Genomic DNA, 14,209 nt, shown 5'->3' on the forward strand with positions numbered 1-14,209 from the left:
ACACGGTGTTGCTCATGGGGTGAAGCTCCTGCGTCAAGGGGAGGGGAACAGTGGAAGGCGTCGCCACCGAGCGCCTGCAGCCACGCACTGCGGCGCGCGCGCAACCAGCACAGGCGGCATGCTTGCGCGCTGTACCGCACGCGCGCGACGGGAAATGTTAGCGCTACCACAATTGCGGCCGAAAAAAGTCACGCCATGGAGCGAAGCTGGAGATGCCATGCCTATCCGAGGGAACACTGTCTTTGCGACTTTACCCAGCCCGGCGCGGAAAGGCTTGCTGCGCTGCGAGATACGAACTGGTCTGTGGTCGCCGGATGGCGGGATGCCGGTGATGCGCCTGGCGTGCTGCCTTCTCCCGCCCTTCGGACACCTTCCCAGCGTGCGGGAGAGGGAACTGCGTGGAATAGGCGCGCGCGCTTCCCGTCAACAGGGCTTGCTCTCTTCTCCCGTTCACGGGGGAAGGTGCCCGAAGGGCGGATGGGGGAGGGGCCGCGCCGTCACACCGCACCCCCCCTCATCGCACCGGCCACGGCAGCTACAATGGAGGGCTTATGACCGCTGTCCTGCCGCTGCCGCAACCCCTGTCCGACCCCGCGCCGCGCGACCCGCGTCAGCGGTTGCAGCGCGAACAGCTGCGCCTGGGCAAACGCCTGCAGCGCCAGGTAGGCCAGGCGATTGCCGATTTCGGCATGATCGCGCCCGGCGACAAGATCATGGTCTGCCTGTCCGGCGGCAAGGACAGCTATACCTTGCTGGATATGCTGCTGCGGTTGCAGCGCAAGGCGCCGGTGCCGTTCAGCCTGGTGGCGGTCAATCTGGACCAGAAACAGCCCGACTTTCCCGCCCATGTGCTGCCGGCCTACCTGCGCGGGCTGGGTGTGCCGTTCGATATCGTCGAGCAGGACACCTATTCGGTGGTCAGCCGGGTGATTCCGGCCGGCAAGACGATGTGTTCGCTGTGCTCGCGGCTGCGGCGCGGCGCGCTGTATGCCTATGCCCAGACGCATGGCGTGACCAAGATCGCGCTCGGCCACCATCGCGACGACATCGTGGCCACCTTCTTCATGAACCTGTTTCACCACGCGCGGCTGGCGGCGATGGCGCCCAAGCTGCGCAGCGACGACGGCGCGCATGTGGTGATCCGCCCGCTGGCCTACGTGCGCGAGGCCGACATCGCGGCGTACGCGCAGGCGCGGCAGTTTCCGATCATTCCGTGCAATTTGTGCGGCAGCCAGGAAAACCTGCAGCGCCAGCAGGTTGGCAAGATGTTGCAGCAATGGGACCGCGAGCAGCCTGGGCGCGTGGAGCAGATCGCCCGCGCCTTGGGCGACGTCCGCCCCGAACAACTGGCCGACCGCACACTGTTCGATTTCCTGGCGCTGGGCCGTAACGGCGACGCAGCGCCGGCCGGTCTTGCGCCTGATCCCAGCGCGTGGCTGTCGGCCAGCGACGCCACCCACGATAGCGACTGACGCTGCCTCTCCGGCTGCCGGCAGTCTTCCACCCTCCACGTTTTTCTTCATTCGGTCCAACGCATGTTCTTTCGCAACCTCACCCTGTTCCGCTTTCCCACCACCCTGGATCTCTCCGAGATCGACACATTGCTGCCGCAAGTGCAGCTCAAGCCGGTCGGCCCGCTGGAAATGAGCTCGCGCGGTTTCATCTCTCCGTTCGGCCGCGACGAGCAGGAAGTGCTCTCGCATCGCCTGGAAGATTTTCTGTGGCTCACCGTCGGCGGCGAGGACAAGATCCTGCCCGGCGCGGTGGTCAACGACCTGCTCGAGCGCAAGGTGGCCGAAATCGAGGAAAAGGAAGGCCGTCGCCCCGGTGGCAAGGCACGCAAGCGCCTCAAGGACGACCTGATCCATGAGCTGCTGCCGCGCGCCTTCGTCAAGAGTTCGCGCACCGACTCCATCCTGGACCTGCAGCACGGCTACATCGCGGTCAACAGCTCCAGCCGCAAGAGCGGCGAGAACGTGATGAGCGAGATCCGTGGCGCGCTCGGCAGCTTCCCGGCGCTGCCGCTCAATGCCGAAGTGGCTCCGCGCGCCATCCTCACCGGCTGGATCGCCGGCGAGCCCTTGCCCGAAGGCCTCAGCCTGGGCGAAGAGTGCGAAATGAAGGACCCGATCGAAGGCGGCGCGGTGGTCAAGTGCCAGCACCAGGAACTGCGCGGCGACGAGATCGACAAGCACCTGGAGGCCGGCAAGCAGGTCACCAAGCTGGCGCTGGTGCTGGACGACAATCTGTCGTTCGTGCTCGGCGACGATCTGGTGATCCGCAAGCTCAAGTTCCTCGACGGCGCCCTGGATCAGCTCGAACACAGCGAGGACGACGGCGCACGCGCCGAACTCGACGCACGCTTTGCGTTGATGAGCGCCGAGATCCGCCGCTTGTTCCTGTTGCTGGAAACCGCGCTGAAGTTGAGCAAGGCCGAGTAACCGGAACGTCGAACGGTGGCGTCGTTGAGGCGCGATTTGAGGCGAGCAACGCCGCAGATCAGCCGCTCTACAACTGCCCCATCGGGTGTCCAATCGCTTCCTGGGACGACACCGATCACGGTCTGGCAGTCACCGAGTGCGGCAATCAACGCGTCTCACCGGCTGACACATCGTGGCGGTATCCTGTGCGCATGTTCAAGCCCGTCCGCCGCCTGATTGCACCGCCCTCGCAGGTTGTCGAACGCGACTGCGTGCGCGTGCAGCTGGACGGCCGCGACATCGCGGTGCTGCGCGTGCGCGACCCGCGCGCGCGACGCATCAAGCTGAGCGTCGACGAACGTGGCGCACGGCTGACCTTGCCGCTGCGCGCGAGCCTGATTTCCGGCGAACGGTTTCTGCATGCGCATCTGGACTGGCTGACCACGCAGCTGTCGCGGTATCAGCAGGTCGATGCGTTTCCTGCCCTCGAGCGTGGCGTGCCCGGGCAACTGCCGTTGCGCGGTGCGTTGCTGCCGTTGAGCTGGCACGAAGGGCGCTATGCACGCATCGATATCACCGACGACGGGGCGCAGTTCCATGTGCCTACCCGCCTGGGCGATGCCGGCCTACGTCGCACCCTGAAGGAATTCTACGAAGCACAGGCGCGCGCCGATGTCGGCCGCTGGTTGCCGAGTTATCTGCCCGGCCTGCCGCGCGCACCGGCACGACTGCGGCTGAAGGTGATGTCCTCGCAGTGGGGCTCGCTCGCACCGGATGGCTCGATGGCGTTGGACCTGGCGCTGGTGCTTGGTCGCCCTTCCGCGTTCGAATACGTGCTGGTGCACGAGCTCTGCCATCTGGTGCAGGCCAACCACTCGCCCGCATTCTGGGCCGAAGTGGAGCAACGTTTTCCTGCCTGGCGCGAGGAGCGCAGTTACTTCCACGAACATGGCCGCCAGCTCAAGGCGCAGCTGCGTCGGTTGCTGCACGCGCAGTGACGCAGGCGTAGCGCGCACGGCTGCGGTGAGGCCCCGTTCGCGACAGTGATACGGATGCGGCAACAGCACCAGGCGATCGGTACGGCCAGCGCCAGCGAGTGGTCAGAGCTGCAGCGAAGAGGCCGCTAGCGCCACGCGTAGGAGGCAGCCCGGGCAAGGTGCCGGCAGGCCAGCAGCGACAACCAGGCAAAGCGTGTTGACAGGGCGTGTTCTGCAGCCGCAGCGCCCGCGTCCAGGGTGCGCGCCGACATTCAGTGGTCGGCGTGACACGCCGCTGCCCACGCCTGGTCCAACAGGACGCGATCGCCTGCATCCAAGTGGTCGGCGGTGCGCACCGCCTGGATGAAGGTCCACGGCCCATGCCACCGATCGAAGGATTCAAGTGCGCCTACGAGGCGGGCGGCATCTGCCATGGATCTAGTTCACCTGCGCGATTCGCATCTGCCCATCACGCGTGACGCACACCATCCAAAAAGGCGTTGATCACCGCCGCGACTGCTTCCGGTGCTTCCATATGCACGTGGTGCGTGCCGGGCAGCAGCTGCAGGCGTGCATCGCGCATCATCGCCACGCGGTGGTCGCGCAATGCGTCCGGGAAATACGGCTGTGCGGGCGTGGCGAAGATCGCCTGGGTGGGGCAGACGATGGAGGCCAGCAGCACGTCGATCTGCGCTTCGGTCATGCGGACGGCCGTGGGCAGGGTCAGGCGCGGATCGCTGCACCAGCTGTAGCCACCTTCCACCACGCGCACGCCGCGTTCGACCAGCAGCCGTGCTGCCGGTTCGGTGAGCTGATTGACCATCATGCGTGCGCGTATCGGCATCTCCATCGACGGAAACACCCGCAGTGGCCGCTCTGCCAGGGTGCGTGCCGACGCGACTGCATCGCGCAGGCGTGCCGCGGTGTTTTCCACGGGCTCGGCCAGGGCGCCCAGCGCTTCGATGGCGATCAAGGCTTCCACGCGCTCGGGCGCAGCGGCAGCCAGCAGGCTGGCAACGCCGCCGCCCAGCGAGTGGCCGAGCAGGGTGAAGCGCTCCCAGCCCAGAGCGTCGGCAACCTGCAACAGCTGCTGGATGGTGGTGCTCAGCGTGTACTCGGCGCCGATCGGCAGCCATCCACTGTGGCCGTGGCCGGGCAGATCCAGCAGCACCAGATCCAACTCCTGCGCGTGCAGATGCGCGCTCAGCGGCACGAAGCTGGCCGCGTTATCCAGCCAGCCATGCAAGGCCATCACCCGACGCGGGCCGCGCTCCGGGTTGCGTAATCCGGTGATGCTGCCAATGGCCACCTCGCACGCAAACGGCTCCAACCTCACGCGCGGCGCGCCAGTGCGGCCAATGCCTGCGCATGCGCATCGCTGGCGTTGAGGCAGGGGATATAGCTCAGCGTGGCACCACGCTCGGCCAGCGTTTCGGCAAAGCCCAGCGCGACTTCTTCCAGCGTTTCCAGACAGTCGGTGGCAAAGCCCGGGCAGACCAGGTCGAAGCTGCGCACGCCGCCTTCAGCCAGTTTCCACAGCGTGGGTTCGGCGTACGGCTGCAGCCAGCGCTCGGAGCCGAAGCGCGACTGGTAGCCCATCTGCCACTCGTCCGCGCCCAGCCCCAGCGCTGCCACGATTGCCTGCGCGCTGCGTTCGCACTGCTGCGGATACGGGTCGCCGGCATTGGCCACGCGCTGCGGCAGGCCGTGGAAGGAGAACATCAGCTTTTCGCTGCGCCCATGCACCTGCCAGTGCGCGCGGATCGACTCGGCGATCGCTGCCACCCAGCCGGTGTCCTCGCAGTAGTCCTGGATCACCTCCACCGCAATCTCCGGCGCGCTAGTGCGCCATGCATCCACCACGTCCTGGATCGAAGCGGTGGTGGTGGTGGAATACTGCGGATACAGCGGCAGCACCACGATGCGCTTGATGCCGCGTGCGCGCAGCCGGTCCAGCGTCTTGCGCAACGCCGGCTCGCCGTAGCGCATGGCCCATTCCACATGCCAGTCGGGCATGACCGCTTGCAGGCCGCCGGCCAGGCGGCGCGTGTAGACCGCCAGCGGCGAGCCCTCCGGCAACCACACCTTGGCGTATTTTTCGGCCGACTTCGGCCCGCGGATCGGCAGGATCACCCCGTACAGCAGCGGCTTCCAGAACAACGGTGGAATCGCGACCACGCGGCGGTCGCTCAGGAACTCGGCCAGGTAGCGGCGCACGGCCGGGGCGGTCGGCGATTCGGGGGTGCCGAGGTTGACGACCAGCAGGGCGGTATCGGGTGTCGTGTTCATGCGCACCATTCTGGCAGAGCCGGGCACCGCTGCCGACAACAGCGCGACGATCGCTGCGATCGGCCGCCTCTTCCATGCCGGTTGCGCTCACCACCGATTCATTGCGCCGGCACTAACGTCGCGGCATTGCTATCTTTAACGGATTCTTCCTTGGAGCTTGTCATGCCTCGTTTGTCGCGCCTGGCCCTGTTGTTGTCGCTGACGTTGGCCGCCGGCCATGCCGTCGCCGGCCCGGAAGAAGACCAGCGCGCACGCAATGCGGTGCGTGTGCTCACCGAGATCATGAAGATCCCCGAGCAGGCCATTCCGGACAAACTGCTCGACGAGGCGCGCGCCATCGTGGTCATTCCCGACACGCTGAAGGCCGGCCTGGTGATCGGCGGCCGGCGCGGCCATGGACTGATGTCGATGAAGAATGCCGATGGCAGCTGGTCGCAACCGGTGTTCGTCAAGCTCACCGGCGGCAGCATCGGCTTCCAGGCCGGCGTGCAGTCGTCCGACGTGGTGCTGGTGTTCCGCAACGACCGCAGCCTGGACAACATCGTCAACGGCAAGTTCACCCTTGGCGCCGACGCCGGCGTGGCCGCAGGCCCGGTCGGGCGCAATGCCGCTGCAGCCACCGATGGTCAGCTCAAGGCCGAAATCTGGTCCTGGTCGCGTGCCCGTGGCCTGTTCGCCGGGGTCGCGCTGGACGGTGCGGTCCTGCAGATCGACGATGCCGCCGATCTCAATGCCTATGGCGGTGGCGCGACCCCGCGCATGATTTTCGAAGGCCGCACCAGCGAACGCCCGTCCACCGATGTGATCGCCTTCCGCGACCGGCTGGAAGAGGCCACCTACACCGCGCGCGCCAATCGCGGCACCGATGCCGCCGCCGATGACGCGCCGCCGGCACCGCGTCCGCAAACCCCGCCGCCGGCGCAGGCACGGCAACCGGCCACTGTGCCGCCGCCGGCCAGCGAAGCCAGCACCGTGCCGATGCAGCCCAGCGCCACGCCGCCGGCCCAGCAAGGTTTCCAGCCGGTATCGGAAGGCGAAATCCGCACCGAATCACTAGACGGCAACCGCTAACGCACTGTCATCCCCCTGCGCGGTGCGCTGGGGTATCCTGCGTCTTCCTTCTTTTCAGCAAGCGAGCAGATCATGGGCGGTTTCAGCATTTGGCACTGGCTGATCGTGCTGGTGATCGTGTTGCTGGTGTTCGGTACCAAGCGGCTCACCAGCGGTGCCAAGGATCTCGGCAGCGCGGTCAAGGAATTCAAGAAAGGCATGCACGACGACGACAAGCCGGCCGGCAAGCTCGGCGACGACGCCCGCACTGCCGAGCAGGCGCGTGAGGCGCAGGCCGAACGCGACCGCGACGCGCGCTGATCCGGAGCGGCGTCGGTGTTTGACATAGGTGTTGGCGAACTGACGCTCATTGCGGTCGTCGCCCTGGTGGTGCTCGGCCCCGAGCGTTTGCCCAAGGCGGCCCGATTTGCCGGATTGTGGGTGCGCCGTGCGCGCATGCAGTGGGACTCGGTCAAGCAGGAACTCGAACGCGAACTCGAGGCCGAAGAGCTCAAGCGCAGCCTGCAGGACGTGCAAGCCTCGCTGCGCGAGGCCGAAGACCAGCTGCGCAACAAGCAACAGCAAGTCGAGCAGGGTGCCCGCGCGCTGCACGACGACGTCAGCCGCGATATCGACATCCGCGCCAGCGCCACGCCGGTGGCAACGCCGCTGGAACTGGCGCATGCGGATTTGTCTGCCGGCCCCGATGTCGATACGGCAGCAGGCGCAACCGATACGGCTGGAGCTGCACACACCGCGCCGGTCATTGCGCAAGCTCAACCCATTGCGCCAGCGCCGCATCACACCCTGGTTCCGGCTCCCCACGACACGAGAGTGCCAGCGCCGCACGCCGCGCATCTGGCCAGCGCGCCTGAGCCGGTCGCCGTCGCGCCAGTCGATGCGGGCACACCGGACGCGTCGATGCCGAGCGCGCCCGCCAGGATCCAGGAGAAACAGCCGTGAGCCTGTTCGACGACGCACAGGCCGAAAGCAGTCTGATCGAGCATCTGGTCGAATTACGCGCCCGCCTGGTCCGCGCGCTGATCGGGCTGGGCGTGGTGTTGCTGGCCCTGCTGCCGTTTTCGCGGGCGATCTATTCGTGGCTGGCCGCACCGCTGATCTCGCAGCTGCCGCTGGGGCAGACGATGATCGCGATGAACCCGGCCGGCGCGTTCTTCGCCCCGCTCAAGCTGACCTTCTTCGTGGCGGTGTTCTTCAGCGTGCCGTGGCTGCTGTATCAGGCCTGGGCCTTCGTGGCGCCGGGGTTGTACCAGCGCGAAAAGAAACTGGCATTTCCGCTGCTGGCGTCTGCGGTGGCACTGTTCTATATCGGCTGCGCGTTCGCCTATTTCCTGGTGTTGCCGGCGGTGTTCCACTTCCTGACCACGTTCAAGCCGGACGTGATCGCCATTACCCCGGACGCCAATTCCTATCTGGATTTCGTACTGGCGATCTTCTTCGCCTTCGGTGCCAGTTTCGAACTGCCGGTGGCGCTGGTGATCTTGGTGCTGCTGGGCTGGGTCACGCCGAAACAGCTCAGCGAAGGCCGCGGCTACGCCATCGTCGGCATCTTCATCCTGGCCGCCGTGCTGACCCCGCCAGACGTGGTGTCGCAGCTGATGCTGGCCATCCCCATGTGCCTGCTCTACGAGCTGGGCATCATGGCCTCGCGTGCTGTGGCTCCAAAGCCGGCTTAGTGCCGTCGCTGCACCGAGGCGCGCGCGGCAGTGATCGAACGGGCCGATCAGGGCATCGAAGCGGCGCCGTCGCATGCAGGTGGGCGGTTCGGTCGTCTTCGGGCACACACCAGGTCGCTGCGCAGCATTGCCCCGGATGCCATCGTCCACGTAGGAGCGCACCCGGGCGCGACGAAGCCTACGCCGAGAACGCCCAGGCCGCGCCCAGGCCGCGCCCAGGTGCGCTCCTACGGCTGCGCGACCTCAAGCAACAAAGACATCCGGCCGCGATGGCGGAGCTGGCCGGGCGACAGCGCCTTCGTGGGTAAACATCTGCTTCCATGCCGCATACACCGAGCCGGCGAACACCGGCATCAGCACCGCCATCAGCAGCAGCTGGGCCAGCCACGCCGCCGCGACCTGGCCGGCGACCAGGCCGACGATCAGCGCCACGATCATCACCGCGAAATAGATCGCAAAGATGGCGATGAAGGCCAGCACGAAGAACACCAGCATCGCCGGCAGGTTGTGCAGGCTGGCGCGCAGGCTTTCGCGCAGCGCGTGACCGCCGGTGCTGCGGTCGAACATGACCTGCGGCGGCATCACGAACAGCGCCAGCGTCATCGCGGCGAAGGTGGCGATGGTCAGCAGCAGCCACAGCAGGATGCGCCCGGCCGGCAGGCTGGCCGCCAGTTGCTCGATCTGCACCGGATCCGGCTGCGCGCCGGACTGGCTGATCTGGTTGATCTTGACCATCACCTCGGACAACTGCTGCAGCCCACTGGCGCCGATCATCGCCAGCAGCAGCACACCCAGCAGCAGGCCGGCAATCAGCTGCGGCAGCAGCGACACCAGCAGATGCGGCGCACGACCGTCCTGCAGGCCATGCAGCAAATGCGACGGTTTGGCGATGCGGCCTTCGTCCACTTCGCGGATGGCCCACAGCAGGCCGCCCATGAACAACGGGCCGGCCAGCACCAGCAGGAACTGCAGAGCCGGGCCCAACAGCGGCACCAGGACCGACAGCGACACCACCAACGAGGCGGCCACGCTCCAGATCACCCCCAGCGAGCCAAGCGCCAGCGGCGCCCGCTTCAACAGCGAGAAACCGGTCAACAGCCATTCTGCGCCGGCAGATGCCGGCACCTTACGAATTTCGCTCATTCCCATTCCGGATCGATACGCGCGCCGGACCATCCGGCGTCGCGCGATTATCGCTGCTTTTACGTGTGCGCGGCGGGACGAGCGCTCACTGTCTGCAGCCGGCGTGCGTGATGCACGAAGCGGCGCAACAGCTTGCGGGCGATGGGGGCGGCGGTGACCTCGCGGGCGACCGTGCGGGCGCAACGTCCGTGGCGGGCGATGCAGTCGGCACGCGCCTGCACATAGCCGCGCATGTGGTGGGTGGCGAATTCGGGGTGGAACTGGACGCCCCAGGTGGCCCGGCCCCAGCGGAAGGCATGGCAGCGGTCCTGCCGGGAGTGCGCCAGCACGATGGCGCCGTCGGGGGCACGCACGACTGTCTGCAGATGGGTGGCATGGGCCGGGAACTGCGGCGGAAGGCCTGCGAATAAAGGATCCTGCTCGGCCGGCGGATGCAGCTCCAGCGCGATGGTGCCGGATTCGCGCCCGGCCGGGTTGTAGTCGACCTCGCCGCCCAGCGCGTGCGCCAGCAACTGGTGCCCGTAGCAGATGCCCAGCAGCGGCATGCCTTGATGGGCGGCATGGCGCAGCCATTCGGCACTGCGTTCGCTCCAGTCGGCACGGTCGGTGACGAAGGCAGCCGAACCGCTGACGATGATGCCGGCAAAGTCGGCCGGGTCGGGCAGCGCGTCGCCATTGGCGACGTCGATGGCCACCGTTTCCTGCTCGGCCAGCCCGGCCGCCACGCGGATCCAGTGCGGAAAACGGCCGTATCGCTTCATCTCCGGCACGGGCTGCCCGGTTTCGATGATCAGGAACGGCAAAACGGACATGCGCGAAGATCCGGACACAACAGATGCACCCGATTGTAGGCGGCAGCGACGCGTTTTTTTCAAGCGGCACTCCAGGACGCGCGCTGCGGGTCATTGCCGAATGACATGTCCTGATTCCCTCCAAGCGGGATTGACGGGGTAACCACGGCGGTGGCACGCCATGGATATCGGCAGCGATCCACGCGACTGGACTGCCCGCGCGTGGGTTGCGTTGCGGTCTGAGAATGCCGCTGCCTGCTTGAACGGGAGCAGGCAGGGCTGGAGTGACCAGTTGCCCGCGTGTGGCTTTGGCTGCCGAGCCGTGGGTCTGGGCATCTAGGGGTGTCGGGTGCTGCGCTTTGCTGGCGTTGGACTTGGCTCGGCTGACAGCACTTAGCGAGCTGCCGTCGTTTTGGCAGCCGCCCTTAGCGCGGCAAACAAAAAGTCTTCAAGTCCTGTCTATTGCAGAACGGCTGATCTGGGGCTTTGTTGCAGGGCCCTTGCCCGCCCACCATCGCAGGACACGCTGCAAGTACGTCCCTGTCAGCTCCTTGGCGGCATCCATGCCGCCAAGGGTCCTGCGATGGCGAGCGGACAAGGACCAATCGAGATGGTCGGTGTGTCAGTGCAGGCCACAGGCGATGTTCGCTGGCTATATGAGTTGGACGCGACCAGCTTGCAGCGCCCGAGCGCTAAGCCGCACCTCCTTCGCACCATGAGCTGCTTTTATAAAACCGCCGACCGGCGATCCGGTGCGGTGTCCTTGCCGCTTGCTGGGCCGTTGGCGGCATGCATGCCGCCATCGAGCCCCAGCGGCGAGCTCACGCTGTGTCCCGCGAGCGGTGAGGGCGCAGCGTACTCGACCTCTTTGCGCAGGCTTCTGTTTGCCTTCAAGCGGATGCGGCGAATACAGCCGCTGCGCTCCCCAAGCCGGACGCGCGCTGCGTTGTGTCAGCTGCTCTGGGCTACTCGCGCGGCGGCAACACCGACAGCACTTCTTCGATGGTGGTCAACCCCGCGGCGACCTTCTCCAGGCCGGTGCGGCGCAGCGTGCGGAGGCCTTCGCCGCGGGCAGCCTGGCTGAAGCCGGCAAGTTCGGTGTCGGGGCGGATGAGGGTGCGCAGGCGCGGGGTGACCGGCAGCAGTTCGTACAGGCCCACCCGGCCCAGGTAACCGGTGCGGCGGCATTCCAGGCAACCGACCGGGGCGTGCACGTTGAGCGGTTCCGGCAGCGCCTCGCCTGGCTCGCGGATGGCCGCCCAGTCGGCATCGCTGAGCGTGTGCGGGCGCTTGCAATGCACGCACAGCGTGCGCACCAGCCGCTGCGCCAGCACGCCGTTGAGGGTGGAGGCCACCAGGTAATGCGGCACGCCCAGGTCGAGCAGGCGGGTGATCGCCGAGGCGGCATCGTTGGTGTGCAGCGTGGACAGCACCAGATGCCCGGTGAGCGAAGCCTGCACCGCCATCTGCGCGGTTTCCAGGTCGCGGATTTCGCCGATCATGATGATGTCCGGGTCCTGGCGCAGCAGCGTGCGCACGCCGCTGGCGAAATCCAGGTCGATGTTCTGCTGCACCTGCATCTGGTTGAATTCCGGAGCGATCATCTCGATCGGGTCTTCCACGCTGCACACGTTCACATCCGGCGTGGCCAGGCGCTTGAGCGTGGAATACAGCGTGGTGGTCTTACCCGAGCCGGTGGGGCCGGTGACCAGCACGATGCCGTGCGGGCGCTCGACCAGCGCGCTCCAGCCGGTGGCTTCTTCGGGGCTGAAACCCAGCTGTTCGATGCTCTTGAACGCCGAATCCGGGTCGAAGATGCGCATCACGCACTTCTCGCCGAAGGCGGTGGGCATCGTGGACAGGCGCATTTCCACCTCGCGCCCACCCGGCGAGCGGGTCTTGATGCGGCCATCCTGCGGGCGGCGGCGTTCGGCCAGGTCCATGCGCCCGAGCACCTTGATGCGGCTGACCACTGCGGTCATCACCGACGGCGGCACTTCCAGCACCTTGTGCAGCACCCCGTCGATGCGGAAGCGCATGCGCCCGGCCTCGCGCCGCGGTTCCAGATGGATGTCGCTGGCCCGCTGTTCGTAGGCGTACTGCAGCAGCCAGTCGACGATATGCACGATGTGGTGGTCGTCGGCATTGACGTCGCCGGCACGGCCCAGTTCCACCAGCTGTTCGAAGCTGGGCAGGCCGGCATTGGGTTCGGTGCTGCGCGCATCGCTGCGCGCGCCGCGCACCGATTGGGTCACGCCGAAGAACTCCATCGTGTAGCGATGCAGGTCCAGCGGGTTGATCAGCGCCAGCTCGATACGGCGCCGGCTCAGGTGTTGCACGTCGGCCAGCCACTCCAGCGCCAGCGGCTCGCTGGTGGCGATCAGCACGCGCTCGGCATCCAGCGCCAGCGGCAGGATGCGATGGCGTCGCGCATACGCATGCGAGACCACGCCGGTGACCGCGGCCACATCGATGCGGGTGGGGTCGATGCGCAGATAGCGCAGCCCGGTGCGGGTGGCCAGCCATTCGGTCAGCCGTTCCAGGCCCAGCTCGCCGGCCGGCGGCTGGGCGGCATGCAGTTTCAGATTGGCCAGCAGCACCAGCGGATGCACATCGCTGGCGGTGCGCGCGCCGCCAGCGGAGAACTGCACGCGCTCGTGTTCGTGCGGTACCACCATGCCGTCGGCCAGCAGGGCCGCGGCCACCGGGTCGAACATCAGCCGACCGCGCGGCAGCAGTGCCACGGCGTTGTCCGGATCGGCGGTGCGCCGCTGTTCCATGCGTGTTCTTCCCCAGCAGCGGTGCTGCGCGGCAAAGCGCCGCGGGTCGGCCGGTATACTAGCGCACCCCTCCCGTACGGCCCTTGCTGCATGTCCGATTCCCGGCGCGTCCCAATCACTTTCCAGGGCCTGATCCAGACCCTCAACCAGTACTGGGCCGAGCAAGGCTGCGTGCTGATCCAGCCGCTGGACCTGGAAGTGGGCGCGGGCACGTTCCACCCGGCCACCTTCCTGCGCGCGCTGGGGCCGGAGCCGTGGAATGCCGCCTATGTGCAGCCCTCGCGCCGCCCCACCGACGGCCGCTACGGCGAAAATCCCAACCGCCTGCAGCGTTATTACCAGTACCAGGTGGCGATGAAGCCCAACCCGGACAACATCCAGGACCTGTACCTGGGCTCGCTCAAGGCGCTGGGCATCGACCCGTTGGTGCACGACCTGCGCTTTGTCGAAGACAACTGGGAATCGCCCACGCTCGGCGCCTGGGGCCTGGGCTGGGAGGTCTGGCTCAACGGCATGGAAGTCACCCAGTTCACCTACTTCCAGCAGGCCGGCGGGCTGGAGTGCAAGCCGGTGCTGGGCGAGATCACCTACGGGCTGGAACGGCTGTGCATGTATCTGCAGAGCTGCGACAACGTCTACGAGCTGGTGTGGACCTACGGCCCGGACGGCGCCGCAGTGACCTACGGCGATGTGTACCACCAGAACGAGGTGGAGCAGAGCACCTACAACTTCGAACATGCCAATGTGGCCGAGCTGTTCCATCGCTTCGATGCCTGCGAAGCCGAAGCCAGGCACCTGGTCGAGGTCGGCCTGCCGCTGCCGGCGTACGAGCAGGTCACCAAGGCCAGCCACGCCTTCAACCTGCTGGATGCGCGCCGCGCGATCAGCGTGACCGAGCGCCAGCGCTACATCCTGCGCGTGCGCGCGCTGGCCCAGGGCGTGGCGCAGGCGTACTACGCCCAGCGCGAGAGGTTGGGATTTCCCGGGGTCAAACGCTGATGCTGTTGCCTTCTCCCGCTGGCGGGGGAAGGTGCCTGCAGGGCGGATGGGGGCCGCATGCCG

13 protein-coding genes are annotated in these 14,209 nt (G+C 66.9%); 8 read left to right on the plus strand and 5 right to left on the minus strand.

What is annotated here, in order from left to right; all coding sequences use genetic code 11:
- Positions 1–551 precede the first annotated feature (551 nt).
- The 3 genes from ttcA to J7367_RS16695 all read left to right on the plus strand — a co-directional run bounded on the left by ttcA (position 552) and on the right by J7367_RS16695 (position 3,418).
- Positions 552–1,472 carry a tRNA 2-thiocytidine(32) synthetase TtcA gene (ttcA, locus tag J7367_RS16685; protein ID WP_022560380.1) on the plus strand — a complete coding sequence of 307 codons (921 nt, stop codon included), beginning with the start codon at positions 552–554 and terminating at the stop codon, positions 1,470–1,472.
- A 63-nt stretch (positions 1,473–1,535) separates the two neighbouring features.
- Entirely contained in the window at positions 1,536–2,441 is a 906-nt protein-coding gene (locus J7367_RS16690) for a recombination-associated protein RdgC (protein ID WP_057659274.1), read from the plus strand.
- Positions 2,442–2,632: 191 nt separating this feature from the next.
- Positions 2,633–3,418 (plus strand): SprT family zinc-dependent metalloprotease, encoded by a 786-nt coding sequence (locus tag J7367_RS16695; protein ID WP_007963323.1) that lies wholly within the window; start codon positions 2,633–2,635, stop codon positions 3,416–3,418.
- Positions 3,419–3,866: 448 nt separating this feature from the next.
- Here J7367_RS16695 and J7367_RS16700 read toward each other — a convergent pair whose 3' ends face one another.
- Entirely contained in the window at positions 3,867–4,727 is an 861-nt protein-coding gene (locus J7367_RS16700; protein ID WP_042806195.1) for an alpha/beta hydrolase, read from the minus strand.
- A 2-nt stretch (positions 4,728–4,729) separates the two neighbouring features.
- Positions 4,730–5,695: a ferrochelatase gene (gene hemH, locus J7367_RS16705; protein WP_057659271.1), complete on the minus strand. Its 966-nt coding sequence runs from the start codon at positions 5,693–5,695 to the stop codon at positions 4,730–4,732.
- Between the two features lie 153 nt (positions 5,696–5,848).
- Between hemH and J7367_RS16710 the strand changes: the two genes are divergently transcribed.
- The 4 genes from J7367_RS16710 to tatC all read left to right on the plus strand — a co-directional run bounded on the left by J7367_RS16710 (position 5,849) and on the right by tatC (position 8,433).
- On the plus strand, positions 5,849–6,757 hold the full coding sequence (locus J7367_RS16710; RefSeq protein WP_057659269.1) for a YSC84-related protein: 909 nt from the start codon (positions 5,849–5,851) through the stop codon (positions 6,755–6,757).
- A 72-nt stretch (positions 6,758–6,829) separates the two neighbouring features.
- The gene (gene tatA, locus J7367_RS16715; protein WP_023905698.1) at positions 6,830–7,057 is read left to right on the plus strand and encodes a Sec-independent protein translocase subunit TatA; all 228 of its coding nucleotides are present in this window, start codon (positions 6,830–6,832) and stop codon (positions 7,055–7,057) included.
- Between the two features lie 15 nt (positions 7,058–7,072).
- Complete coding sequence (gene tatB, locus J7367_RS16720) at positions 7,073–7,699, plus strand: Sec-independent protein translocase protein TatB (RefSeq protein ID WP_007963317.1); 627 nt, start codon at positions 7,073–7,075, stop codon at positions 7,697–7,699.
- Positions 7,696–8,433, plus strand: coding sequence for a twin-arginine translocase subunit TatC (gene tatC, locus J7367_RS16725; protein ID WP_007963315.1), 738 nt, complete (start codon positions 7,696–7,698; stop codon positions 8,431–8,433). The genes tatB and tatC overlap by 4 nt, the downstream gene beginning before the upstream one ends.
- Before the next feature lie 243 nt (positions 8,434–8,676).
- On the opposite strand, the gene J7367_RS16730 is transcribed toward tatC, so the two are convergent.
- The 3 genes from J7367_RS16730 to J7367_RS16740 all read right to left on the minus strand — a co-directional run bounded on the left by J7367_RS16730 (position 8,677) and on the right by J7367_RS16740 (position 13,147).
- Entirely contained in the window at positions 8,677–9,576 is a 900-nt protein-coding gene (locus tag J7367_RS16730; RefSeq protein WP_057659267.1) for a BPSS1780 family membrane protein, read from the minus strand.
- Positions 9,577–9,635: 59 nt separating this feature from the next.
- Complete coding sequence (locus J7367_RS16735; protein ID WP_003484963.1) at positions 9,636–10,388, minus strand: glutamine amidotransferase; 753 nt, start codon at positions 10,386–10,388, stop codon at positions 9,636–9,638.
- A gap of 944 nt (positions 10,389–11,332) precedes the next feature.
- Positions 11,333–13,147 carry a GspE/PulE family protein gene (locus J7367_RS16740; RefSeq protein WP_057659265.1) on the minus strand — a complete coding sequence of 605 codons (1,815 nt, stop codon included), beginning with the start codon at positions 13,145–13,147 and terminating at the stop codon, positions 11,333–11,335.
- 90 nt (positions 13,148–13,237) lie between these two features.
- Between J7367_RS16740 and glyQ the strand changes: the two genes are divergently transcribed.
- Complete coding sequence (gene glyQ, locus J7367_RS16745) at positions 13,238–14,146, plus strand: glycine--tRNA ligase subunit alpha (RefSeq protein WP_057659262.1); 909 nt, start codon at positions 13,238–13,240, stop codon at positions 14,144–14,146.
- The last annotated feature ends 63 nt before the right edge of the window (positions 14,147–14,209 follow it).

It is taken from the genome of Xanthomonas sp. D-36-1, assembly GCF_017746155.1.
Classification (GTDB): Bacteria; Pseudomonadota; Gammaproteobacteria; order Xanthomonadales; family Xanthomonadaceae; genus Xanthomonas; species Xanthomonas cissicola.